The sequence below is a fragment of the Nocardia sp. alder85J genome (assembly GCF_020176955.2).
Taxonomy (GTDB): domain Bacteria; phylum Actinomycetota; class Actinomycetes; order Mycobacteriales; family Mycobacteriaceae; genus Nocardia.
On the sequence record NZ_JAIUCZ020000013.1, the window covers coordinates 183719 to 206078 of the forward strand.

A 22360-nucleotide genomic window follows, 5' to 3' on the forward strand; every position below is an offset into this window, starting at 1 on the left:
GGCCCCGGCCCGAGGAGGAATCTCGTGAAGCGCATGACGTCGAAGGCGGCGGTGGCCGGTGGCATCGGGCTCGCCGGGGTGGGTCAGGCGTCGGGGCGGAAGAGGATTCGGAAGGACGTGCCGTGGCCGGGGGCGGTCGAGAGGTAGATGCGGGCGTCGTGCGCGGCGAGGATCGCGGTCACGATGGCCAGTCCCAGTCCGGAACCGCTGGTGCGCGCGCGGGACCGGTCGGTGCGGTAGAACCGGTCGAAGACGTGCCGCGCCTGATCCGGCGGGATGCCGGGGCCGCTGTCGCGCACCTCGACGGCAATGAAATCACCGGTCCCGGCATCGTTTTCGTCGGCGCCGGAGACCGCGACCGGGTTCGGCGGCGGGGTCGTGGCGGGTGCCACGGTCACATCGATCTCGGCGGTCGGCGGGGTGTGGGTCAGGGCATTGTCGACCAGGTTGGTGATCACCTGGCGCAGCCGGTGTTCGTCGCCGAGGATGTGCTGTGCACCGGCTGGAATGTGCAGCCGCAGAGTGCGTTCCGGCGCGCGGATGCCGGCGTCGTGCACGACCTCCCCGGCCACCGCGGCCAGATCCACCTGGGCCAGATCGAGGGGGCGCTCCTCGTCGAGTTCGGCCAGCAACAGCAGATCCTCGACCAGCACCCCCATCCGGGTGGCCTCCTGCTCGATCCGGCTCATCATGTGCCCGACGTCGGCGGTGGTCGCCGCGCCGCCGTGCCGGTAGAGCTCGGCGTAGCCGCGGATCGAGGTCAGCGGGGTGCGCAGTTCGTGGGAGGCGTCGGCGACGAAGGCCCGCAGCCGGGCCTCGGAATCCGCGAGCCGGTGCAGGGTGGTCGACAGGCGGCCCAGCATCACGTTGAACGCGCGGCCGAGCCGGCCCACCTCCGTGTGCGGATCGACGTCCGTCACCCGGCGGTCGATATCGCCCTCGGCGATCGCCTCGGCGGTGTGCTCGACCCGGGTCAGCGGCGACAGTCCGGCCCGGACCAGCAGGGCCGCGACGATGCCGAGCACGCACAGCAGGACCGCGCCGGTCACCAGCTCGATCGTGCGGAGTTGCGCGATGGTGGTGTAGTAGGTGTCGAGCGGGATCGCGACCGCCGCGGTGCCGCCCTCCGGTTCGAAGGGGTCCGGCGGCTGGACCACCACGGCCACCCGCCACTTGGTGTTGCCGTCGCGCTCACCGATGGTGAAGGGTCTGCTGCCGCGCGCGCGGACCGACGCGGTGTCCATCGGCGGTAGCAGCAGGGTGGAATCGCCGATGCCCAGTCGTCCGCCCAGGGTGCCGTCCGGGTCGTAGAACAGCAGTCGCGAGGTGGACGGGAACAGCAGATCGTCGCCGGCCGACGAGGGCGGCGTGGGTGGCGGCGGGGGCCGATAGGCCGACACCAGTCCCACGGTGACGCGATCGATCTGGTCGTCGATGCGGGCCAGTTGCGAGCGGCCGAGCAGCGCGGTGCTCAGGGTGCCGAACACGACCATCCCGGCCGCGGTGATGCCCAGCACGGCCGCCAGCAGCCGGGTGCGGAGGGTCCAGCGGCGCAGCCGTGGGCGGCTCATCGGATGTCCCCGCGGGCGACCGCGCTGCCGCAACCGGCGCGCCGGTGGCGGCAGAAGGTGCGGTGGGTGGCGGGTCGTCCGGAGCGACCGGGGATGTCGCTCATAGCGTCCGATCCGACCCGCGCAGGACGTAGCCGAGGCCGCACACGGTGTGGATCAGCGGGGGTCCTCCGGCGTCGACCTTCTGCCGCACGTGGCTGATGAAGGTCTCCACGACCCGGCTGGTGCGCTTCTCGCCGGCGCCCCACACGTTCTCCAGGATCTGGTTGCGGCTCACCACTTTTCCGGCGTTCAGCAGCAGATATCCGAGCAGATCGAACTCCCTGGGCGACAACCGGATCGGCGTGTCGCCGCGCCACACCTGATGGGTGTCGGCATCCAGCACGAGATCGGCGTAGCGCAGCCGTTCGGTCTCGTCCTCGGGTCGCGCGGTCCGGCGCAGGATGGCCCGCAGCCGTACCACGACCTCCTCGAGGCTGAAGGGTTTGCTGACGTAGTCGTCGGCGCCGGCGGTCAGCCCGCCGACGCGATCGGACACGGCGTCGCGAGCGGTGAGGAACAGCACCGGCGCCTCGTAACCGGTGCTACGCAGTTGCTGCGCCACCGCGAATCCGTCGATATCCGGCAGCATCACGTCCAGTACCACGATGTCGGGCCGGTGCACGGCGGCGACCGACAGCGCGCCGGCGCCGTCGGCGGCCGAATACACCTCGAATCCGTTCAGGCGCAGCGCGGACCCGAGCAGGTCCAGGATGAACGGTTCGTCGTCGACCACCAGGACGGTGGCCGGGGCCGATTCGTCGAAAGTGTCGTTCACGGCATTCACGATAATTTCCCGGCCCTCGGACTCGCGCACGGCGAACCCGTCCGGGCGGCGATGGTGTGGATCAGGGCGCCGCCGTCGCTCCCGCCGGCCTTGCTGTCGCTCTGCCCGGCGCTGTCGCCGCTGCCCTTCGCGTGCACCCCGCTGCCGAGATCGACCTGGCACCCGACCACATATCCGGTCTGCAAGGTGCCCGAGGTCGCCCCGTCGATGGTCGCGAACACGGTCCCGGACATGCTGGCCGTCCGCGACAACCCGTTGGACGCCAGCGACGGCGAGAGCACCGCCTGCTCGCCGGTCCGGGTCAGATCCACCTGGACCCCCGTCGCGGTGGTCAGCGCCTGCTCACCGTCCGGCAGCGGTACCTGCGTGTCGGCTTGTCCCACTCCGGCCCCGAGCAGCACCACGGCGACCCCCAGCCCGGCTCCGGTCAGCCAGCGGCCGCCTTCACTTACCTTCATCGGTCACCTTCGGTCGCTGATTCAGCAAATGCCGATACCGTGACATCCGAATGTCAAGGTTTGCTGGCAGTAACCTGAATGTTCTGTGTAGGCGCTGGGAAAGTGCCGATTATCTGATATGTCCGCATTGGTGCCGATGGTGCGAGTCGGCCACCCGCGGCGGCGTAAGGGGCCACGTTGGCCCGCCCCCTCTCCCGCGCGGCCCGTACCGTCGGCCGGCCCTCCGTCATCGCGTCGTCTCGGCTGCCCGAGCGCTGCGGCCGAGCCGGTACGGCTTCGGTTCGACGTGCGAGAAATGCTGTCGTGCAACGACTACCGGTCGGCTCGCGTCGCCTACCGGAGCGACACGGTGGTGCCCCCGGAGAACATCGAGTCGTGCAGCACGATGTGGTCCGGTGCGGCGTCCGCCGGTAGATCGAAGGCCACCTGTGCGGTGATCGCGTTGCCGGGGTTGATATCCGCGTAGAGGCTGGTATTGGCTTGCAGGTTCATTGCGGCTGCCGCATCGTTGCCGAACTTGCGGTTCTGCGCATCGAAGAGATCCTGATCCGACGGCGAGAACCCATACGGCACATTGGATATGTTCTTCACGGTGAGCGACACGATGGTGTAGGCACCCTGTGCAGTCTTTCGCATGAACGGGTTGTCGCCGACCGTGCTCACACCGGATTGCACCGCGGTGACCGTGAATTCGAATTTTCCGTCCCGAACCGGGGTATTCGGTCCCGCGGTCGCGCGGGCCTCCGGCGCGACCGCGGGTTGCCCGGTGCCGCCCGGTGCCGCCGCACCCGCGGCAGCGGTCACCCGCGCGGATGCGGCCGGCCTGTCGCTGCCGTGAGCGAGCAGGCCGCCCACACCGCACAGCGCGATGATTGCCACCACCACGATCAGAAGTATCAGTCCGGCATTGCTCTTCTTGCGTGGTGGCGGTGGGAAGTGTCCGGGGTACGGCGGGCGGCCGGGGCCGACCGGCGGATAAGGTTGCTGCGGGTACGGGCCGGGGTAGTTCATGAGTTTCTCCGGTAATTGTGAGCGTGGCGATCGCTGTGCGCCGTGACGACTCGGCCGGAATGGCACACGCGATGTCGCAATCATCGGCTCGGCAATCGTCTGGAGCTGAATTGTGCTGTCGTGGACGACTTTCGCGTTGCGATCACCCGTGGCTGTATTCGATGGTCCGAGCAACGAAGAATCTCATGATGCCGCAGCGGCCGCAATCGGGTTGCCCGACATAGGTGATTCGATGCGGGGTATTCCAGACTTCTGGACCGGACCGGTCGGTCGCGCCGAATGCGGCTCGCGATGGCCGGTACGACATTGCCCGGTTGTGCCGCGTCGGCTATCGGACGGCGGGGATCAGGGTGGCTATTTCGGCGGGAGCCGTGGTGGTGGGGGGTTCGCCGGTGAGGCCGCGGGCGGCCCAGCGGCGGATGGCGTCGGCGACGAGGATCTGGGCGATACGGGCGGCGCGGGGGATGTTCACGTCGGCGGGGAGTTTGCCGTCGAGTTGGGCCTGCCGGAACGGGTCCAGGAAGAGGGGGGCGAGATCGGATTCGAGGGCGTTGTCGGCGAGGGCGCGCTGCTCGAGCCGGTAGATCTCCAGGACGGTTTCGAAGATCAGTTCCGCGGGGAACGCGCGCAGGTGTTGTTCGAGGGTGCCGACGACGGCGGCGATCAGATCGGTCAGTTCGTAGGGGCCGGAGGTGACCGTCTCGGCGGCGGTGTGGGCGTCGCGCATCGTGAAGACCTCGAGCTCCAGCAGGACGTCCTCGCGGCGCGAGAAGTACACGTAGAAAAGGGCTTTCGAGACTCCGGCGGCCTTGCAGATATCGGTGACGGTGGTGCCGGCGAAGCCCTTGGTGCGCCACAGGGCCATCGCCGCGTGCAGGATGGCCTCCCGGCTGGCATGCGAGCGGGCCCGGACCGGGACGGCACGAGTGTGACGGTAGTCAGTCTTCTGATCTGGGGAAACCTCCGTCATACCAACGACTCTAGCGCACGGCCATTATTGACCATGGTCAGGAAATCATTGACTGCGGTCAGTAAAGCTGCCATGCTCCCGGAGGGATCCCCTCCATCTCGAGGAAGAGAGCGGTTATGCAGGTCCTCACGACGCACGAGGAGCGGACGGTCTCCGCGGTCCGGGCGCAACAGGTGATCCTCTGGTCGTCACCGGTGGTCGCGGCAGTTCTGCTGGTGTTGTTCGCGACGTTTCCCGGATTCTTCCCGCCGATGTCGCCGGATCTGCCCGCCGCGGAGGTGGCGCGCTTCTATCAGGACCACACGGCGTGGATCCGGTTCAGCATGGTCGGTTTCAACCTGTGCGGCATCATGATCGTGCCGTTCTTCGTCCTGATCATGGCGCAGATGCTGCGCATGAAGGGACAGACCCGGATCTTCGCCTTCTGCTATCTGACCTCGGTCGTCGCGGGGGCCACCCTGTTCGCGCTGTCGGCGGTGCTGTTCGGTGTCGCCGCCTTCCGCCCGGATCGCGGTGCGGACCTCGAACAGCTGCTCAACGATCTGGCCTGGATCGTCTTCATCGCGCCGATCGGCATGCTGGTCTCGCAGTTCGTGCTGCTGGCGCTGGCGGTGTACTTCGACGACGAGCGCGCGCCGGTGTTCCCGAAATGGGTCGGGCACTACAGCCTGCTGACCGCGGTGCTCATGGCGCCGGCGGCGGGCGCGGCGGTGTTCCGGACCGGGCCGCTGGCCTGGAACGGATTCATCTCCTTCTGGCTGCGCAACGGCGCGTTCGCGCTGTTCTGCGTGGTGATGTTCGTGGTGCTGCGCGGCGCGCTGCGGCGGCAGGCCGAGGCGGAAGGGGTTCCGGCATGAGCCTCACGACCGCCGCCGCACCCGGTGCGGCCGCCGCGCCGGATCGCCCCGCCAACCGCGACGTCCGAATCGTCTACTGGGCCTTCGCCGTTTTCTATCTGGTGCTGTCGGTCGGGGTGGTGCTGTTCGGCCGCGCCACCCCGCCGCCGCGCCCGGATGTGACCGATCTGCAAGCGGCGCAATGGTTCGACAAACACCACCTGACCATCCAGATCGGTTTCGCCGTCCTGCTCGTGGTCGCCGGCGGCGCCGCGGTGGCCAACGGCATCATCGGTTACTACATGAAGCGGATGTCGTCCGGTTCGGTGCTGGCCTACGCGTTCATCGGCGCCATGGGGGTCGGCGCCATCCCGGGCTTCCACATCCTGCTGGTGTGCTGGCTCACCGCGACCTTCCGGCCGGACCGCAGTCCGCGGCTGTTGCACACGCTCTACGACCTGGGCATGTTGTCCTACAACGGATCTCTGGGCTGTTTCACCGCCGCCTACGCGGTGCTCGCCATCGCGATCCTCTACGACCGCAACCGCATCTTCCCGAAATGGTTCGCCTACATCTCGGTCTGGCAGATCGTCACCGAGGTGCTGGCCACCCAGATGTGGGTGTTCCACTCCGGCGCCTTCGCGTGGAACGGGCTGATCACCTTCTACATCGCGGTCGTCATCTTCGGCCTCTGGATCGCCTGCCTGCTGCCGATCATGTGGGTCGCCATGGGCCGCGAGACGGCCACCCCACCGGAACCGCTGTACGCCACGGAGGAATCCCGATGACGATCTCCGACCGCGAAACACCGGACACCACCACGCGATCGGCCACCCGCCTGCCCGGCGACCTCGACATGTGGGTGATGATCCTCGGCGACCTGTTCTTCTTCGGGTGCTACTTCATCGCCTACATGATCTTCCGCACCCGCTCGCCGGAGGCGTTCGCCGCCGCGCAGCGGCATCTGAACATGGGCATCGGCGTCGCCAATACCATTGTGCTGCTTACCAGTTCGATGTTCGCCGCCGCCGCGGTGGCCGCGGTCCGCCGCGGCGCGGTACCCACCGCGCGCCGGCTGATCCTCGCCACCGCCGGTTGCGGCCTGCTGTTCGCCGCGCTGAAAGCCGTCGAATGGCATCAGGAGTTGTCCCACGGCTACACCATGTCCAGCGAGTTCTTCAGCTTCTACTACGTGCTGACCGGCGTGCACCTGGCGCATGTCGCGCTGGGTGTGCTGATCCTCGGCGTGGTGGGCCGCGAACTGCGCCGCGAGCAGCGGGTGGAGTTCGTCGAGCAGGGAGTTCTGTTCTGGCACATGATCGACCTGCTGTGGCTGGTCATCTTCGCCACCGTCTACCTCATGAGGTGAAATCATGACCGCCCCGTCCCCGGCCCGCCTGGACCCGGCCACCCGCACCATCGTGCTGGTCTGGGCCGCCCTGACGGCCATCACCGTCGTCGCCTGGCGGCTGGCCCCCGGCCACTCCGACACCGCCGCGCTGAGCAAGGGTCTCGTCGTCGCCATCGTGGTGCTGGCGATGATCAAGTGCCGCTTGGTGATCCGCTACTTCATGGAGGTCCGCCACGCCCCTCGGTGGCTGCGCCTGGCCACCGACACCTGGCTGATCGTGCTCTGGGCGACCCTGCTGGGCATCTACCTGTACTGATCGGCCCGGTCGGCCGCGAGCCGGCGGTTGGTCACCGCCAGCTGGCGCAGGGTGCTGTGTTCCAGTGTCCGTTGCCGATCCGGGGTGAGGTGGTCGCAGATCCGGCCCCAGTGCACGGCGACCAGGTCGCCCGGTGTCACTGTGACCGGGCCGGCGGCGACCCGCAGGCGGACCGGATCGGTCAGTGCGAGAACGCCGCCGGCGTGGGTCAGGCGGCGGCAGGCCACCTCGGAATCGGTTCCGTCGCAGGACAACACCGTGGCCCAGCTGATCCGGCAACTGTCCAGGACGTGCAGCGGCTGGTCGCCGGAGCCGAGCAGCCGGGACCACGGGTAGACGCCGAAGACGTGGAAACTGTGGTTGGCGGCGGCCTCGTCGGCCAGGTCACCGGTCAGATGTGACCATTGGGTGCCGGGCCCGATGGCCGCCAGCAGCGCGGCGGTGAACTCCCTCGGGTCCAGCTCCGCGCCGAGTCCACCACCGAGCCAATAGGATTCGACGAGGCGGTGGTCCAGGGGATCGGCTATGCCGGTGAGCCGGGACAGCACCCGCAGATACGGCCAGGCGCCGGAGAACTGGGGTGCGGCGGCACGGATCCGGTCGGTGTCGTGCAGCGCCGCCGGGTCGGCCGGGCCGCAGTAGCCGAGTTGGTTGGGGGCACAGGCGTAGCGGGCGAACATCTCCGGTCCGCGGGTGTCGTTCACACCCCGGCCTGCCCCACCAGCGCGGCGGCGTCGCGGTGCATCCGGCCGAAGTTGTAGTAGGCCGCGCAGGCGCCCTCCGGCGACACCATGCAGGTGCCGATCGGGGTCTCCGGAGTGCAGGCGGTGCCGAAGACCTTGCACTCCCACGGTTTCAGCACACCCTTGAGCACCTCGCCGCACTGGCACGCCTTGGGATCGGCGACCCGCACGCCGGGCATCGAGAAGCGTTGCTCCGCATCCAGTTCCGCGAAATCGTCGTGCAGGCGCAGCGCGCTCTGGGAGATGAAACCCAGTCCGCGCCACTCGAAATGCGGGCGCAGGGCGAACACCCGGCTCAGCAGGGCCAGCGCCTGCGCGTTGCCGTCCGGCGGCACCACCCGGGCGTACTGGTTCTCCACCTCGCAGCGGCCCTCGCGGATCTGGCGTAGCAGCATCGCGACCGCGGCGAGAATGTCCAGCGGCTCGAATCCGGCCACCACCAACGGTTTCCGGTACACCTCGGGGACGAACCGGTACGGCCGGTTGCCGACCACGGTCGACACATGGCCCGGCCCGAGAAATCCCGACAGCCGCAGATCCGGCGATTCCAGGATGGCCTTGATCGGCGGCACGATCGTGACGTGATTGCAGAACACGCTGAAGTTGCGCACCCCCAGCTCGCGGGCCCGCACCAGCGTGACCGCGGTGGACGGGGCGGTGGTCTCGAAGCCGAGGGCGAAGAACACCACCTGCCGGCCCGGGTTGTCCACGGCGATCTTCAGGGCGTCCAGTGGCGAATAGACGAAGCGGACGTCGGCGCCCGCGGCCTTGGCGTCCAGCAGCGAACCGTGTGAGCCCGGCACCCGCATCATGTCGCCGAAGCAGGTGAAGATCACCTCGGGCTGCCGGGCCAGCCACATGGCGTCGTCGACGCGACCCATCGGGATCACGCACACCGGGCAGCCGGGGCCGTGCACCAACTCGACGGTCTCGGGCAGCAGATGTTCGATCCCGTGCCGGTAGATGGTGTGGGTGTGCCCGCCGCACACCTCCATGAATTTGAAGCGCTCGCCGTCGTCGCCCCCGTCCGCCAGCGCCGCGATGGCGGTCAGCAGGGTGCGCGCGGCGGCCGGGTCGCGGAATTCGTCGACGAAACGCATTCTCCACCTCCGTGTTCGGGCCGGACGATCAGTCGATGGCGGACGAGTCGAAGGCATCGATCTCGTCGGTGTAGGCGGTGCCGAGTTGCCGGATCGCCGTCAGGGTCTGCCGGGCCTCCGCCTCGTCGATCCTCGCCATCGCGAAGCCGACGTGCACCAGCACCCAGTCGTCCGGGCCGGGCGGGGCGTCCGCGAGCAGCCGCACGCTGATCGTGCGCTGCACGCCGTCGACGTCGACGGTCGCCAGCTGGTTTGCCGCGTCGACGATTCCGACGATCCGTCCGGGAATTCCGAGGCACATGGCTTCTCCTCAGCAGATGCGGGGCAGGGGGTCGCCGACGAGCATGTCCACGATCCGGGTGCCGCCGAACGCGGTACGCATGACCACGGTCGCCGCCGGTTCGGCGGCGATCTCGCCGATTTCCACGGCGTCGGCGCCGAGCGGATGCGCGCGCAGCGCGGCCAGGCCCGCCGCACACTCCCCGGGGGCGACGACGGCGAGGAATTTGCCCTCGTTGGCCACGTAGAGCGGGTCGATACCGAGCATCTCGCAGACGCCGCCGACAGCCGGCCGCACCGGCAGCCGGTCCTCGCGCAGCACCACACCGTGCCCGCAGGCGCGGGCCAGTTCGTTGCAGACCGTCCCCACGCCGCCGCGGGTCGGGTCGCGCAGCCAGCGGGTGCCCGGCGCGGCGGCGAGCAGCGCTTCCACCAGCGGGCTCACCGCGGCGGTGTCGGACACGATATCGGCCTCGATGCCCAGATCGCCGCGGGCGAGCATGACGGCGGTGCCGTGATCGCCGATCGAACCCGACAGCAGCACCTTGTCGCCGGGCCGCACCGCCTGCGGGCCGAGCCGGCGGCCCGCGGGCACCACCCCGGCGCCGGTGGTGGTGACGAACAGCCCGTCGGCCGCGCCCCGGGGCACCACCTTGGTGTCGCCGGTGACGATCTCGACACCGGCCGCCGCGGCCGCATCGGCCATGTCCGCGACGATGTCCTGGAGTTCGGCGACCGAGAAACCCTCTTCCAGCACGAACGCCACCGCGATCCAGGCCGGTATCGCACCGGCCATCGCCAGATCGTTGGCCGTGCCGTGCACGGCCAACCGGCCGATCGAGCCACCGGGAAAACGCAACGGCTGCACCACGAACGAGTCGGTCGACAGCGCCAGCCGATCCCCGCCGGGCAGGGTGAGCACCGCGCCGTCGCCGAGCGATTCGAGATGCGGATTGCGGAACGCCTCCACGAAGACCGCGTCGACCAGGGCGGCCGACGCCTTCCCTCCGGCGCCGTGGGCCATGGTGACGAATTCGTCCCGCAGCCGGGGACGCCGCCGCCGGAACAGTTCGATTCGCTCGATCACCTCACCCTCGGCGAATCCGGGCCCGGACGACAGATAGTCGTCGACCGTCTTCCTCATCGGACCTCGCTCTCCTCGGACTCGGTCGAACGCTGGACCGCCGACCACAACTGGTACCCGAGCAACGCCTGCGCCTCCTGGATCCGGTGCACGCTCTGCGACCGGACGACGAAGCAGGCGTCGACATCCGGGCTGCTCGCGAAGGCGCCGCCGTCGTATCCGGCGAAGCCGATGGTGTACAGGCCGCGACGACGAGCCTCCCGCAGCGCCGCGGTGAGGTCGGCGGAATTTCCGCTGGTCGACATGGCGATGGCGATGTCACCGGCGGTGGCGCGGGCGATCAGCTGTCGCGCGAAGACGAGTTCGAAGCCGACGTCGTTGCCGAGGGCGGTCAGGATCGCCTGATCCGCGGTCAGCGACCAGGCCGGCAGCGGCAGCCCGGCCGGTGGCCGCGCGAACAGGGTCGCGAGCGTGGTGGCGTCGGTACTGCTGCCGCCGTTACCGAAGGTGAAAAGCCTTCCCCCCGAGACGAATCGGCGGCTCATCTCGGCGGCGGCGGTGACCAGCAGTGCGGCGTTGGCGGTCAGCGCGCTCCGGCGCAGCGCGGCGCTGTCGGCGGCCTTCGCCTGTGCCGAACGTGCGAGATCGGCCAGCAGTGCGGCGGTGTCGGATGCGCCGCCGTCGAGGAACGGGTAGAGGAAACTGGTTGGGGGAGTGCTGGTTTCGAATGCGGCCGATGCGGATTCCGTCCGGGTGGACACGGGCCGGTTCATCGCGCCTCCCCACCGACGGCGCCGATCGCGGTGCCCGCGTGCACCAGCAGCAGATCCCCCGCCGAGACCACCCCGACGAGGGTCGTCGCGACGGTTTCGACGCCGGTCGCCGTCCGGACCGTCGCGGTGTCGCCGGTGGTGGCGATCACCTCACCGAGCCGCCCCTCGTCACTACAGGTGATGCAGGCGTCCGGGGCGTATTCCGGTGGTGGCACGGGATGTTCGAGGCAGACGTGGGTCAATTCCCACAGCAGGTGATAGGCCAGCACGAAACCGCCGGCCGCGGGCATCCGGCGATCGGGATCGTCGAACCACAGCAGGTGGTCGGCGGCCCCGGCGGGTGGCCGGGGCCCGTTGCCGATCCAGATCGTGGTCACCCCCCACGCCGGGGCACGCAGCATCAGCGAACACACCTCGGGATCGTCGGCGCCGGACACCGCGATCAGGACATCGCCCGCACGTGCCGATACCCGGGCGGTGCGCACCGGATCCGGGCCGGTCAGCGCCACCGCGGGCAGCGCGCGTTTGCCCACGATCACCGGGTGCACGAATTCCACCGCGATGTGCTGGGCGTGCGGTTCCCACGACGGGGCCACACACCACAGGGTGGCGCCCGCGGTGAAACGGCGGGCCAGGGCCAGCGCCGTCGCCGCGAGATCCGCGGCCGGTTCCGCGTCGAGTTCGTGATCGATCGCTGTCGTACTCATATCGATACCGCCCGTTCGTCGTCGAACAGCCGTGCTCGGACTTCCGCTCCGGTATTGCGGGGATCGGATATTCGTGCCCGGACCGCGGTGAGCGGCGGATCCGGATATTCCGCATCGGGATATCGTGCCGAGCGTAGCGTGCGATGCCGTCGCTGTCCGGGGAGTGGGGATAACATCCCGGCCGCACCGGGAACACTCGCGGTTTGTGATATCGGCTCCGGGTCACGATATTACGGATCGGCGGCGAATTCCGGGTGCGGGTGTCGATATCGCGGCGCGGCCGCCAGTATTACGGGCACCGGGCACGTGGCCGATCCGCCACGATCCCGTCGATAGCGCGCGTGCCATTCTCCCGGTGGCACGCCAGTCGCCCGGAACGCCGGTCGGATCCCTGCGTTTCGCAGTTCTCGAGGAGGCCGGTCGTGCACGAGCTGGCAATCTGCGAATCCATCGTGCACGCGGTGCGGGAACACGCGGCGGGGCGGCCGGTCCGCACGGTGCATCTGCGGATCGGCAATCTGCGCCAGGTCGTTCCCGACACGCTGATCTTCTGCTGGTCGCTGGTCACGGACGGATCCGATCTCGCGGAGGTGGAGCTGCTGGTGGAGCGGATCGAGGGCCGCATCCGCTGCCGGCAGTGCCACGGCGAGCGGGTGCTCGACGACTACGTATTCGCCTGCGACCGCTGCGGCGGCGTCGATGTCGAGGTCGTGGCGGGCGAGGAATTTCTCATCACCGCACTGGAACTCACGGAGGCATGAACCATGGGCCGGTTTCACCGTCACGACGAGCACGACCATTCCCACGAGCACGGTCACGACCATTCCCACGACCACGGTGACCATTCCGGTTACGGCACCGCGACCGAACGGGTCCTGGTGCTGGAACGGATCTTCCACGAGAACGACCGCACCGCCGCCGCGAACCGCGCGGATTTCGACGCCTGCGGTGTGGTGGCGATCAATCTGATGTCCTCACCCGGCGCCGGGAAAACCCACCTGCTGCGCGCCGCGCTGCAACACCTCCGGGGCCGGATGCGGATCGGCATCGTCGAAGGCGATATCGAGACCAGCCTGGACGCCGATCTGCTCACCGGATTCGGCGCCGATATCAGCCTCCTCAACACGGCCAACGGTTTCGGCGGCGAATGCCACCTGGACGCCCCGATGGTGCGATCGGCGCTGACCCGGCTACCACTGCCGGAATTGGATCTGCTGATCGTCGAGAATGTCGGAAACCTGGTCTGCCCGGCCGAATTCGAGATCGGCGAACACGCCCGCGCCATGGTGTATTCGGTCACCGAGGGCGAGGAGAAGCCGCTGAAATATCCGGTGATGTTCCGATCGGCGGACCTGGTCCTGCTCAACAAGATCGACCTCCTCCCGCACCTGGACTACGACCTGGACCTCTTCTACGCCAACCTGCGCGCGGTGAACCCGGCGGTCACGGTCATCGAAACCAGCGCCCGCACCGGCGCGGGCATCGACGCCTGGTGCGAATGGCTGAGCGCCCGGCAACCGGCACGCCGGCCGTCCGCGACGACGGTCTGATCTCGTACGCGTGCGGGGCTGGTCCGCGGACGGCGTGGGTGGCGGGCCGGCGACTCGATCAGCCCGAGCCCGCCACGAGCAGTTGGCCGAACGCCAGGCCCCCGTCGTTGGGCGGTAGGCGGCGATGGCAGAGGACCTGGAAGTTGTTGTCCTCGAGTAGTCTTCGAGACCGGGCGAGGAGCAACGCGTTCTGGAACACCCCGCCGGACAGCGCGATCGGCGTTGTCCCGGTGGCGAACTCGATCGCGAGCTCGAGCACCAGGTGCGCCACCGCCTCGTGGAAGCGGGCGCCGATCACCGCCGTGGGCACCCCGCGGCAGGCGTCGCTCACCACCGCCGCCAGCACCGGGCCCGGATCCAGCTCGGCGACAGGGCCTTCCGCGTCGTCGCGGGCGCCGGGCGAGATCGCGAACCGGTACCGGACAGCGCCGGGATCGGTTCCGCGTGACAGTCCCTCCAGTTCGATCGCGGCCTGGGCCTCGAAATCGGCGACATGCCGCACTCCCGCCAGCGACGACACCGCATCGAACAACCGGCCCATGCTGGAGGTCGGGACACAGCCGGTGCCGGTGGCCAACTGCCGGGCCAGGATCGCGCGCTCGGCCGGTGGACAGGCGCGCACCGCCGCGATCCCCTCGTCCCACTCGATACCCGCCGCGAACAGGTGGGCGAGCGCCATCCGGTACGGCCGGCGGATACTGACGTCGCCACCGGCCAGTGGCACGTATCGCAGGTGCGCCAGCCTCCGGTAGCCCTTGTACCGCGCGGCCAGCACCTCTCCGCCCCAGATCGCCGCGTCGGGCCCGAAACCTGTTCCGTCGAAAGCGAATCCGACCACCGAGGTCTCCGGATCCACACCGTGCTCGCCCATCACCGCCGCGAGATGCGCATGATGGTGCTGCACCGGATACACGGGCCGATCACCGGCGTGCTCGGCTGCCCAGAGCGCCGACCGGTAGCGCGGATGCGAGTCGGCCGCCAACTGCACCGGCCGGACCCCGGTCAGCTGCTCCAGGTGCTGTTCGGCGGCGGCGAAGGCGCGCAAGGTGGCCAGATCGTCCATATCGCCGATGTGCTGACTCAGCCACGCGTACCGGCCCTCGGCCACCGCACAGGTGTTCTTCAGATCGGCCCCGGTCGCCAGCGTCGGCGGCACCGGGAACGGCAGCGCCAGCGGCATCGGCGCATATCCGCGCGACCGCCGCACCGGCACCTCCTCCCCGTCGACCAGGCGCACCACCGAATCGTCGCAGGGCACGAGGATCCGCCGATCGTGGCACAGCCGGCCGTCGGCCAGCCCGGCCAGCCGCTCCAGCGCATCCGCGTCGTCGAAGCACAAGGGCTCCCCGCCGAGGTTGCCGGACGTCATCACCAGCGCCTGCGGGCCGGGCTCGTCCTCCGGCAGCCCGAACAGCAGCAGATGCACCGGCGTGTAGGCGATCAGCACACCCAGATCCGGATTGCCCGGCGCCACGTCCGGTACCACGACGATGCCCGAGGCCGAGGGGTGCAGCGCGACTGCGCGAGGGTCGCCGGTGCGAAGTGCATCCGGATCGCCGAGGCCCCGGCGGTGGCCGTGTGCTGGGCCGGCCACATCACCGCCGCCGAATTGCTCGGCAACCTCCTCGGGCAGACCGCGAGATGTCGGGACCGGCCCGGTACCAGCTCGGTGTCCCGGCCCAGGATGTACAGCGCGGGGGAGCAGCACGATCGGGCGGGCCGGGCCGGTCAGCAGTGCCGCCGCGGCGGCGTCGACGGTGACGATCTGCCGGGCGGTCGCCAGGTCCGGCACCATGACGGCGAAAGGTTTGGCGCCGCGGCGTTTCCGGCGGCGGAGTTCGGTGACGGCGGCGGGGTTGGCGGCGTCGCAGGCCAGGTGGTAGCCGCCGATGCCCTTGACCGCGAGAATTCCACCGGAGCGCAACAGGTTCCGCGCGGCGGTGAGTGGATCGCCGGTACCGGGGCCGTGGTAGGACAGGGTCGGGCCGCAGTCGGGGCAGGCGATCGGCTGGGCGTGGAAGCGGCGGTCGCGGGGGTCGGCGTATTCGCGGGCGCACTGCGGGCACATGGCGAATTCGGCCATGGAGGTGTGCTGCCGGTCATAGGGGAGTTCGGCGATGATGGTGAATCGCGGACCGCAATTGGTGCAGTTGACGAACGGGTGCCGGTAGCGGCGGTCGGCCGGGTCCCGGAGTTCGGCGGCGCAGTCGGCGCAGATCGCCACGTCGGGGGAGGCCAGGGTGCGGCCGCCGCCGGCGTGGGTGGTGTCCGTGATGCGGAATCCGGTGCCGCCGCGCGCCGGGATCTCGGACACCTCGATCGACTCGATCATCGCCAGTGGAGGTGGGCCGCCACGGATTCGGTCGGTGAAGGTATCCAGGTCGGCTCGGCTGCCCTCGACCTCCACGATCACGCCGGAGCTGTCGTTGCACACCTCGCCGGACAGCGCGAACTCGGCGGCGGTGGCGTACACGAACGGCCGGAAGCCGACGCCCTGCACGACGCCCCGGACGACGATGCGCCGCCGGGATCGCCGCGTGCTCAAGGCTCCTCGCCCCGGCCGAGCAGCCGCAGGCCGGCCATCGCGGCCTCCGCGCCGGCCGCGTCGGTCTTCTGCACCGCGAAACCCATGTGGATGATCACCCAGTCGCCGGGGCGGGCGCGATCGTCGTCCTCCAGCAGGCCGATGTTGACCCGCCGGTGCTCACCGGAGACGTCGACCAGGGCGATCTGATCGTGGTAGCCGTCGACCAGCGACACCACGCGGCCGGGTATGCCCAGGCACATCCGCGTCACACCTCCTGCCGGGCGAACAGGTCGTCGAGCACCGAGCCCACGGCGGCCACGGTGATCGGTACCGCGGCCGCGACGGTATCGGTCAGCCCGATGGTCTCGGTGATCGATTCGACCTGGCAGCCGACGACGAGCGTGGTGGGCGGCAGGGTGCCGCCCAGCGCTCGGACCGTCGCGAAGGTCGCCTCGGGATTCATGGCGTGCGCGTCGAGCTGCGCGGAGGTCTCGGCGGCGGCGTCGACGCGCAGCACCTCCACGCGGCCGGGCGCGCCACGGTTCGGCAGCGCGTCCACCAGCACCAGCGCATCCCAGGCGTCGAGCAGGTCGTAGGCGAGATGCATACCGCGAATGCCGTAGTCGGTCACGCGTACGCCGGGTGCGCGCGGCGGTGGCAGTTCACGCACCACCGCCGGCCCGAACCCGTCGTCACCGAGGAAGACATTGCCGATACCGGCCACCAGCACCCGCATCACGTGCACCCTCCGATCGTCGGTAACCGTGGGCTACATCTGGCGAATCTTCAAGTAACGCTTGATATCCGGGATGGACCGGACGCCGATGACCGCCAGCGCCGCCGCGATCGCCGCGATGACGACGGTCGAGATCACTCCAACCGATTCCATGGTCCTGCCTTTCATTCCGGCGGGCCGCCGAGCGGCTCGATCTCCTCGGGAGCGAAATACAAGTAGCGGCCGTACCATTCGTGCATATCGGCCGCGGGATCGTCGTCGACGACCACCGCGATGTGCACCCGGCCGTCGAAATCCTGATGCACCGACGCCACCCGCGCCGCGCATCCCGCGTAGAACAGGTCCTGCGCGTCGGCGCGGCGGGTGGGCCGCAATCGCACCCGGCTGCCCTTGCGGACCGGCACCCCGTCGACCACAACCGCATCGGTCTCGGGGCTCACCGCCGCCTCGGCCCGCGGATCCCAGTAGTGCGCGGCGTCCCTGCCGTCGGGCAGCGGTTGCGTATCCACCGAGTCGGGTCCGGGGTCGAGGCGGTGCGCCCCCTCCGGATCGCGCAGCACGCCGTGCAGCCGCTGCAACTGATCGGCGGTGAGCGCGTCGCAGTGGTCGATGATCTCGGCGCCGCGCGGGTCGGTGGCGCGGGCCTGCTGCTTCTCCTCGTCGGTCAGCGTCATGATGCGCAGCGCCAGGATCTCGTCGATCTCGGTGCAGTCGAACAGCGAGATGTCGCTCTGCTCGGCCACTTCCGGGTGGTCGTAGAGGATGATCGGCGAGATCAGCAGCAGGCTGCGATCGCCCGCCGGCCCGGCCAGCACGGGGAAGCAGCGGTGCTGCGCGCACCGGCCGGTGGCGGCGGCCGCGGCCGGAGGCGGTTCCAGCAGCGATACGAACTGCGCGCCCGCGAGTTCGGCGACGACGTGGGCGCCGAGGAAGGAGCGGGCTGTGGCGTCCGCGCGGTCCAGGGCGGGTGCACCGGTGTTGCGGACGGTGACGGTGAGGCGGTGGTAGCCGTCGACGCGGTCGGCCGATATCTCGAGCATCCCGTCCAGCGGCTGCCTGCTGCGGACCAGATACCCCGCGTCGGGCAGTTCGTCCACCTCGCTGCCGGCCGGTACGTGCAGAGGAAAACTACTGTCGCGCAACGGTATCGAGCCGAAGTACAGCTCGTGCTCCACCGCCTCGTCCCAGCTGATCCAGCAGCGGTCGCCGCAGCGCAACTCGGCGACGGGGGTGCCGTCGGTGGTGTGCACCGTGCGGCGCTGCTGTTGCAGGAACCGGACGGTCAGCGTCACGGTCGCGGCGTCGCCGTCGGCGATCAGGCATTGCGCCGCCAGCGACATGTCCTCGCCCAGGCCGGATTCCGCCGCGCCCACCGGGCCCAGCACGCCGAACTGCCAGCGGGACCGGTTCTTCTGCGAGTCGGCCCGGTACGGATACAGCAGATAACCCTCGTAGAGGACGGTGTCGGCGAGGGTGCGCACCCGATCGCGCAGCGGCCGAGCGGTCCGGTCGACGGTCACGACGCCGCCTCCGTTCCGGCGGCCAGCAGTTCGGCCATGGCGTCGTCGTAGCCCAGCAGGCCACGGCGGGACTTGTAGGTCGACAGCGCGTCCAGGGTGGTGCGCGACAGCCGCAGCCAGCCGGAGTCCGGGAAGTGCCCGGCCATCAGCTCCCGCCACACCGAGATCGGCATGTCGTACCCGCAATCGCGATCCCACGGCACATTGCGGATCGCGAAACCCTTGCCGCCCTTGACGAATACCGTGCCGCTGAACAGGAACAGCAGCGGCACGGTCCCTTCGCGCAGCGCGTGCAGATATTTCGACCCCGCGACCTCGAAGTCGTAGGTGCACGGCAGCGGCAGCTCCACCTCGGCGGACTCCCGGAAGCCGGGAACCATGGTGGCGCAGTGCATCCACAGGAACGAGCGCTGCGTGTCGTGCCAGCGCTCCCGCGGCCCGAACAGGTCGGTGAGCCCGGTGCTCTCCTCGTCGCTGTAACCGCGGCGGTACGGTTCGATGCGGACCTGGGCGCGTAATGCGATGGCGTGCACCGGTTCGTCGGCCGGGGTGGTGAGGGCGACCCGGGCCGACAGAGCCGGGGTGAGCGCGTACGGTTCCGGCCCGATGCCGGTGACGGTGAGTGCGAGGCCACAGGTCTCGGTCATGATCGCCCCCGCGCGGTGACGGTGGTGAAGAATTCGTCGATGTAGCGGTGCGCGTCCTGGCCGCCGTCGAAGCCGCGCCACAGCCGGCGCATGTGGCCGACGAATTCGTAGCACGCGTCGATGGGCAGCAGCACACAGCCACCGTCGCTGCCGCGTTCCGGCATCCGGATCAGCAGCGCCTCGACATCATCGGCGAGCGTGCCGAACTCCGGGTGCCGGTCCAGGATCGCCTGCCAATTTTCCAGCGGCAGTTCCGATTCGGTGGCCCCGGCCGGTCCCGGATAGACCGCGACGGTGCGGTCCAGCCGCGAGTTGCGGAAGAAGAAGGCGAGCCCGACCGGGATCTCCAGGGTGTTCCACTCCGCCGGTTCGACGGTGACGCCGGGGAACGCCAGGCAGCGATCGGGCACCGCGCGATACCGCTGCGCGGCGGCGGGGTCGGTGAACAGCAGACAACAGCCGCGGCACACGCACATCAGTTGGCGGCCTTCGAGATCCACCACGTGCTGATGGGTGCCGCCGATCGGTTCGGTGCACATCTCGCACCGATCCCCGGCGGCCGGCGCCGCTGTGGCCGCCAGCCGCCGCAGCACCGTGAACGAGGTGCTCACCCGGCCACCTCCACCGGTACCGCGACCGAGAGCTGCCCGTCGCGCACCAGCATCGGCAGCGGATCGAGATGTCCGTCCCCGTCGAGCCGGTCGCCGGCGTGCACGGCGTCGTAGTGCGCACGGCAGCACGGGCATTGCAGGACGGCGTCACCGGCGGGGGAGTCCGGGCCGCCGTGCAGTACCGCCCCGGCCAGGGACTGTTCGCAGGCCGGGCAGTGGTCCCGGTACGCGTACAGCTCGGCGCCGATCCGGCAGACCACCACGTCCAGCCCGGCGACCGCGAAGCCACCGACCTCGCCGGGCCGCAGATCCGCGAACGCGGGCACCGGAACCCAGGAACCGGTGGCCGGGACGGTCCGATCCACGTGTGAGAACAGCGATTCCGCGGCGATCACCGCCGAAGTCTCGGCGGCGGTGTCGACTTCGATGGTGTCGATCTCCGGTGCGGCGGCCCGCACGGCGTCCTCGACGGCCAGTTCCAGGGTGACCGAGGACGACGGGCAGGTGCGGCAGCTGCCGGAAAGCCGCAACCGCACCACCGAATCCCGCACCTCCAGCAGCGACACATCGCCGCCGTGCGAACCCAGGTATGGACGCACCCCGTCCAGGGCGGCCCGCACCCGGGTCTGCACGTCGTGCGGGTGCAGGCCGTGCACCAGCAGCAGGCTCGCGACCAGGTCGTCGCGGACCAGTTCCGCGGCGGCGTCCGCGCCGAGGCATCCCACCAGCCGCGACAGGGCCGCGCCGTACAGGTCCACCACTTCGCGGACCAACTGTTCGGCGCGTTGCCGCGCGGCCGGGCCGCCGTGCACCGAACTCGCCTCCAGCAGCGTCTCGATGCGATCGCCGGCGGTGCGCCAGCGTTCGTCGTCGGCGGGCCGGTCCTGTTCGTCCCGGCCCGCGCGCTCGCGCACCGCTTCGGCGCTACTCACCGGTCAGCGCCTGTGTCGGCGAATGCAGTGTCTTCAAGGTCTTGCCGTCGCCGAGATACATGTGGACGCCACACGGCAGGCAGGGATCGAAACTGCGCACGGTGCGCATGATGTCGATGCCCTTGAAATTCTCCCGGTCGTTCTCCTCGAAGATCGGCTGGCCCTGCACCGCGTCCTCGTACGGGCCCGGGGTGCCGAAACTGTCTCGCGGACTGGCATTCCAGGGTGTGGGCGGATACGGGTGGTAGTTGGCGATCTTCCCGTCCCGGATCACCATGTGGTGCGACAGCACGCCGCGCACCGCCTCGGTGAAGCCACAGCCGATGCCTTCCTCGGGCACCTCGAATTTCTCCCAGGTCTTGGTGCGCCCGGCCCGGATCTCCGCGAGCGCCTTCTCCGCGAAGTGCAGCGCGCAGGCCGCCGCGTAGGCCTGGAAGTAGGTGCGGGCCCGGTCGCGTTCGATGGTGTTGCTGCCGTATTCCGGTATCTTCCATTCGAATTCGACGGGACCCTTCAGCGCCGTCTTCGGCAGGTTGATCTGCACGCTGCGTCCGGTGGACTTCACGTAGCCGATGTCGACCAGCCCGGCCAGCGCCGTGGTCCACAACCGGGCCAGCGGTCCGCCGCCGGTGTCCAGCGCCAGATGGTCCTTGCCGTCGAACCAGCGCGGCGACATCACCCAGCTGTACTTCTCCTCCAGGTCGCGGCGTTGCGGCCGGGGATTGGTGTGCTGGTTCCAGGGATGGCGGCGGTCCACCGGATTGCCCAGCGGATCGTGGGTCACGAACATCTCCTGATCGGTCCAGTCGTCGTAGTACGAACTGCCGAGCAGGATGCGCAGGCCCAGGTTGATGTCGACCAGCGAGGTGGTGACCAGTTTGCCGTCCACCACCACACCCGGGGTGACGAACATCTTCCGGCCCCAGTCCTCCATGTCCCGGTAGCGGAAGTTGCAGACGTCGGGATCCTGGAACGAACCCCAGCAGCCGAGCAGGGTGCGGCGCAGGCCGACCTGTTCGTAGCCGGGCAGCGCGTCGTAGAAGAAGTCGAAGAGATCGTCGTGCATCGGCACGGTCTTCTTCATGAACTCCACGTACCGCATCAGCCGCGTCATGTAGTCGGTCATCAGCTGCACCGTGGCCACCGTGCCGACGCCGCCGGGATACAGCGTCGACGGGTGCACGTGCCGGCCTTCCATGAGGCAGAACATCTCTCGCGTGTACCGGCTGACTTGCAGTGCCTCCCGGTAGAACTCGCCGCTGAACGGGTTGAGCGCCCGCATGATGTCGGCGATGGTGCGGTACCCGTGCGCCTCGGAGTGCGGTGCGAGGGTCTTCTCCGCCTGCCGCAGCACGCCCGGATTGGTCTCGGCGACCATCTTCTCGCAGAAGTCCACGCCGACCAGGTTCTCCTGGAAGATGTTGTGGTCGAACATGTATTCCGCGGCCTCGCCGAGGTTGACGATCCACTCGCCCAGATGCGGCGGCTTCACCCCGTACGCCATGTTCTGCGCATAGCAGGAACAGGTGGCGTGATTGTCACCGCAGATACCGCAGATGCGGCTGGTGATGAAGTGCGCGTCGCGAGGATCCTTGCCGCGCATGAAGATCGAGTAGCCGCGGAAGATCGACGAGGTGCTGTGACACTCCACCACTTGGTTGTTGGCGAAGTCGATCTTGGTGTAGATGCCCAGGCTGCCGACGATCCGGGTGATCGGATCCCACGCCATCTCCACGAGCGTGGACGGTTCGGTCGGGTGCTGCGAGGGCCGCGGGATGATCTGAGTCATCGAAGTCCTCTCCTGCGGAGGGT

26 protein-coding genes are annotated in these 22360 nt (G+C 69.3%); 6 read left to right on the forward strand and 20 right to left on the reverse strand.

The window, feature by feature from the left end; all coding sequences use genetic code 11:
* Window positions 1-83: 83 nt before the first annotated feature.
* The 5 genes from LBW94_RS37620 to LBW94_RS37640 all read right to left on the reverse strand — a co-directional run bounded on the left by LBW94_RS37620 (window position 84) and on the right by LBW94_RS37640 (window position 4836).
* Window positions 84-1571 carry a sensor histidine kinase gene (locus LBW94_RS37620; RefSeq protein ID WP_225058548.1) on the reverse strand — a complete coding sequence of 496 codons (1488 nt, stop codon included), beginning with the start codon at window positions 1569-1571 and terminating at the stop codon, window positions 84-86.
* 100 nt (window positions 1572-1671) lie between these two features.
* The gene (locus tag LBW94_RS37625) at window positions 1672-2388 is read right to left on the reverse strand and encodes a response regulator transcription factor (protein WP_225058547.1); all 717 of its coding nucleotides are present in this window, start codon (window positions 2386-2388) and stop codon (window positions 1672-1674) included.
* A gap of 5 nt (window positions 2389-2393) precedes the next feature.
* Window positions 2394-2855: an MspA family porin gene (locus tag LBW94_RS37630; RefSeq protein WP_225058546.1), complete on the reverse strand. Its 462-nt coding sequence runs from the start codon at window positions 2853-2855 to the stop codon at window positions 2394-2396.
* Window positions 2856-3188: 333 nt separating this feature from the next.
* Window positions 3189-3866: a DUF4352 domain-containing protein gene (locus tag LBW94_RS37635; protein WP_225058545.1), complete on the reverse strand. Its 678-nt coding sequence runs from the start codon at window positions 3864-3866 to the stop codon at window positions 3189-3191.
* Between the two features lie 328 nt (window positions 3867-4194).
* The gene (locus LBW94_RS37640) at window positions 4195-4836 is read right to left on the reverse strand and encodes a TetR/AcrR family transcriptional regulator (protein WP_225058544.1); all 642 of its coding nucleotides are present in this window, start codon (window positions 4834-4836) and stop codon (window positions 4195-4197) included.
* Window positions 4837-4952: 116 nt separating this feature from the next.
* Here LBW94_RS37640 and LBW94_RS37645 point away from each other — a divergent pair, with 116 nt between their 5' ends.
* Genes LBW94_RS37645 through LBW94_RS37660 form a run of 4 tightly spaced genes read left to right on the forward strand, consistent with a single transcriptional unit; the run spans window position 4953 to window position 7339 of the window.
* Window positions 4953-5693, forward strand: a complete 741-nt coding sequence (locus tag LBW94_RS37645; protein WP_225058543.1) for a hypothetical protein — start codon at window positions 4953-4955, stop codon at window positions 5691-5693.
* Window positions 5690-6460, forward strand: coding sequence for a hypothetical protein (locus tag LBW94_RS37650; RefSeq protein ID WP_225058542.1), 771 nt, complete (start codon window positions 5690-5692; stop codon window positions 6458-6460). The genes LBW94_RS37645 and LBW94_RS37650 overlap by 4 nt, the downstream gene beginning before the upstream one ends.
* Window positions 6457-7041 (forward strand): cytochrome c oxidase subunit 3, encoded by a 585-nt coding sequence (locus LBW94_RS37655; RefSeq protein ID WP_225058541.1) that lies wholly within the window; start codon window positions 6457-6459, stop codon window positions 7039-7041. The genes LBW94_RS37650 and LBW94_RS37655 overlap by 4 nt, the downstream gene beginning before the upstream one ends.
* Window positions 7042-7045: 4 nt before the next feature.
* A complete protein-coding gene (locus LBW94_RS37660; RefSeq protein WP_225058540.1) occupies window positions 7046-7339 on the forward strand; it encodes a cytochrome C oxidase subunit IV family protein in 294 nt (97 codons plus the stop codon).
* Here LBW94_RS37660 and LBW94_RS37665 read toward each other — a convergent pair.
* From LBW94_RS37665 to LBW94_RS37690, 6 genes are read right to left on the reverse strand one after another with little or no spacing between them, the layout of a single operon-like run.
* Window positions 7327-8043 carry a DUF6390 family protein gene (locus tag LBW94_RS37665; RefSeq protein ID WP_225058539.1) on the reverse strand — a complete coding sequence of 239 codons (717 nt, stop codon included), beginning with the start codon at window positions 8041-8043 and terminating at the stop codon, window positions 7327-7329. The genes LBW94_RS37660 and LBW94_RS37665 overlap by 13 nt on opposite strands.
* Window positions 8040-9182 carry a hydrogenase formation protein HypD gene (gene hypD, locus LBW94_RS37670; protein WP_225058538.1) on the reverse strand — a complete coding sequence of 381 codons (1143 nt, stop codon included), beginning with the start codon at window positions 9180-9182 and terminating at the stop codon, window positions 8040-8042. The genes LBW94_RS37665 and hypD overlap by 4 nt, the downstream gene beginning before the upstream one ends.
* 28 nt (window positions 9183-9210) lie before the next feature.
* Window positions 9211-9483, reverse strand: coding sequence for a HypC/HybG/HupF family hydrogenase formation chaperone (locus LBW94_RS37675; protein WP_225058537.1), 273 nt, complete (start codon window positions 9481-9483; stop codon window positions 9211-9213).
* Window positions 9484-9492: 9 nt separating this feature from the next.
* Window positions 9493-10605 (reverse strand): hydrogenase expression/formation protein HypE, encoded by a 1113-nt coding sequence (gene hypE, locus LBW94_RS37680; RefSeq protein WP_225058536.1) that lies wholly within the window; start codon window positions 10603-10605, stop codon window positions 9493-9495.
* Entirely contained in the window at window positions 10602-11318 is a 717-nt protein-coding gene (locus LBW94_RS37685) for a D-sedoheptulose-7-phosphate isomerase (protein WP_225058535.1), read from the reverse strand. The genes hypE and LBW94_RS37685 overlap by 4 nt, the downstream gene beginning before the upstream one ends.
* Window positions 11315-12025, reverse strand: a complete 711-nt coding sequence (locus LBW94_RS37690; protein WP_225058534.1) for a hydrogenase assembly protein HupF — start codon at window positions 12023-12025, stop codon at window positions 11315-11317. The genes LBW94_RS37685 and LBW94_RS37690 overlap by 4 nt, the downstream gene beginning before the upstream one ends.
* Before the next feature lie 422 nt (window positions 12026-12447).
* Between LBW94_RS37690 and LBW94_RS37695 the strand changes: the two genes are divergently transcribed.
* Window positions 12448-12786, forward strand: coding sequence for a hydrogenase maturation nickel metallochaperone HypA (locus LBW94_RS37695; protein ID WP_225058533.1), 339 nt, complete (start codon window positions 12448-12450; stop codon window positions 12784-12786).
* 3 nt (window positions 12787-12789) lie between these two features.
* On the forward strand, window positions 12790-13575 hold the full coding sequence (gene hypB, locus LBW94_RS37700; RefSeq protein WP_225058532.1) for a hydrogenase nickel incorporation protein HypB: 786 nt from the start codon (window positions 12790-12792) through the stop codon (window positions 13573-13575).
* A gap of 58 nt (window positions 13576-13633) precedes the next feature.
* Here hypB and LBW94_RS37705 read toward each other — a convergent pair whose 3' ends face one another.
* From LBW94_RS37705 to LBW94_RS37740, 9 genes are read right to left on the reverse strand one after another with little or no spacing between them, the layout of a single operon-like run.
* On the reverse strand, window positions 13634-16120 hold the full coding sequence (locus LBW94_RS37705) for a carbamoyltransferase HypF (protein WP_225058531.1): 2487 nt from the start codon (window positions 16118-16120) through the stop codon (window positions 13634-13636).
* Complete coding sequence (locus LBW94_RS37710) at window positions 16117-16362, reverse strand: HypC/HybG/HupF family hydrogenase formation chaperone (protein ID WP_225058530.1); 246 nt, start codon at window positions 16360-16362, stop codon at window positions 16117-16119. Before LBW94_RS37710 ends, LBW94_RS37705 begins: the two co-directional genes overlap by 4 nt.
* Window positions 16363-16367: 5 nt before the next feature.
* Window positions 16368-16838: a hydrogenase maturation protease gene (locus LBW94_RS37715; RefSeq protein ID WP_225058610.1), complete on the reverse strand. Its 471-nt coding sequence runs from the start codon at window positions 16836-16838 to the stop codon at window positions 16368-16370.
* A gap of 33 nt (window positions 16839-16871) precedes the next feature.
* Window positions 16872-16991 (reverse strand): DUF6893 family small protein, encoded by a 120-nt coding sequence (locus tag LBW94_RS44590; protein ID WP_416277033.1) that lies wholly within the window; start codon window positions 16989-16991, stop codon window positions 16872-16874.
* Window positions 16992-17002: 11 nt separating this feature from the next.
* Window positions 17003-18358 carry a hypothetical protein gene (locus LBW94_RS37720; RefSeq protein ID WP_225058529.1) on the reverse strand — a complete coding sequence of 452 codons (1356 nt, stop codon included), beginning with the start codon at window positions 18356-18358 and terminating at the stop codon, window positions 17003-17005.
* Window positions 18355-19005: a DUF6084 family protein gene (locus LBW94_RS37725; protein WP_225058528.1), complete on the reverse strand. Its 651-nt coding sequence runs from the start codon at window positions 19003-19005 to the stop codon at window positions 18355-18357. Before LBW94_RS37725 ends, LBW94_RS37720 begins: the two co-directional genes overlap by 4 nt.
* Window positions 19002-19616 (reverse strand): DUF5947 family protein, encoded by a 615-nt coding sequence (locus LBW94_RS37730; protein WP_225058527.1) that lies wholly within the window; start codon window positions 19614-19616, stop codon window positions 19002-19004. Before LBW94_RS37730 ends, LBW94_RS37725 begins: the two co-directional genes overlap by 4 nt.
* Complete coding sequence (locus LBW94_RS37735) at window positions 19613-20548, reverse strand: NifU family protein (protein ID WP_416277034.1); 936 nt, start codon at window positions 20546-20548, stop codon at window positions 19613-19615. Before LBW94_RS37735 ends, LBW94_RS37730 begins: the two co-directional genes overlap by 4 nt.
* Window positions 20541-22337 (reverse strand): nickel-dependent hydrogenase large subunit, encoded by a 1797-nt coding sequence (locus LBW94_RS37740; protein ID WP_225058526.1) that lies wholly within the window; start codon window positions 22335-22337, stop codon window positions 20541-20543. The genes LBW94_RS37735 and LBW94_RS37740 overlap by 8 nt, the downstream gene beginning before the upstream one ends.
* Window positions 22338-22360: the final 23 nt, after the last annotated feature.

Excerpts from the sequence above, each read along its gene's own strand:
- LBW94_RS37650 (WP_225058542.1), top strand. The coding sequence starts at position 5,690 with ATGAGCCTCACGACCGCCGCCGCACCCGGTGCGGCCGCCGCGCCGGAT.
- LBW94_RS37690 (WP_225058534.1), bottom strand. The coding sequence starts at position 12,025 with ATGAGTACGACAGCGATCGATCACGAACTCGACGCGGAACCGGCCGCG.
- hypB (WP_225058532.1), top strand. The coding sequence starts at position 12,790 with ATGGGCCGGTTTCACCGTCACGACGAGCACGACCATTCCCACGAGCAC.
- LBW94_RS37715 (WP_225058610.1), bottom strand. The coding sequence starts at position 16,838 with ATGCGGGTGCTGGTGGCCGGTATCGGCAATGTCTTCCTCGGTGACGAC.
- LBW94_RS37635 (WP_225058545.1), bottom strand. The coding sequence starts at position 3,866 with ATGAACTACCCCGGCCCGTACCCGCAGCAACCTTATCCGCCGGTCGGC.
- hypE (WP_225058536.1), bottom strand. The coding sequence starts at position 10,605 with ATGAGGAAGACGGTCGACGACTATCTGTCGTCCGGGCCCGGATTCGCC.
- LBW94_RS37620 (WP_225058548.1), bottom strand. The coding sequence starts at position 1,571 with ATGAGCCGCCCACGGCTGCGCCGCTGGACCCTCCGCACCCGGCTGCTG.
- LBW94_RS37655 (WP_225058541.1), top strand. The coding sequence starts at position 6,457 with ATGACGATCTCCGACCGCGAAACACCGGACACCACCACGCGATCGGCC.
- LBW94_RS37630 (WP_225058546.1), bottom strand. The coding sequence starts at position 2,855 with ATGAAGGTAAGTGAAGGCGGCCGCTGGCTGACCGGAGCCGGGCTGGGG.
- LBW94_RS37640 (WP_225058544.1), bottom strand. The coding sequence starts at position 4,836 with ATGACGGAGGTTTCCCCAGATCAGAAGACTGACTACCGTCACACTCGT.
- LBW94_RS37740 (WP_225058526.1), bottom strand. The coding sequence starts at position 22,337 with ATGACTCAGATCATCCCGCGGCCCTCGCAGCACCCGACCGAACCGTCC.
- LBW94_RS37725 (WP_225058528.1), bottom strand. The coding sequence starts at position 19,005 with ATGACCGAGACCTGTGGCCTCGCACTCACCGTCACCGGCATCGGGCCG.
- LBW94_RS37660 (WP_225058540.1), top strand. The coding sequence starts at position 7,046 with ATGACCGCCCCGTCCCCGGCCCGCCTGGACCCGGCCACCCGCACCATC.
- LBW94_RS37675 (WP_225058537.1), bottom strand. The coding sequence starts at position 9,483 with ATGTGCCTCGGAATTCCCGGACGGATCGTCGGAATCGTCGACGCGGCA.
- LBW94_RS37685 (WP_225058535.1), bottom strand. The coding sequence starts at position 11,318 with ATGAACCGGCCCGTGTCCACCCGGACGGAATCCGCATCGGCCGCATTC.
- LBW94_RS37645 (WP_225058543.1), top strand. The coding sequence starts at position 4,953 with ATGCAGGTCCTCACGACGCACGAGGAGCGGACGGTCTCCGCGGTCCGG.
- LBW94_RS37710 (WP_225058530.1), bottom strand. The coding sequence starts at position 16,362 with ATGTGCCTGGGCATACCCGGCCGCGTGGTGTCGCTGGTCGACGGCTAC.
- hypD (WP_225058538.1), bottom strand. The coding sequence starts at position 9,182 with ATGCGTTTCGTCGACGAATTCCGCGACCCGGCCGCCGCGCGCACCCTG.
- LBW94_RS44590 (WP_416277033.1), bottom strand. The coding sequence starts at position 16,991 with ATGGAATCGGTTGGAGTGATCTCGACCGTCGTCATCGCGGCGATCGCG.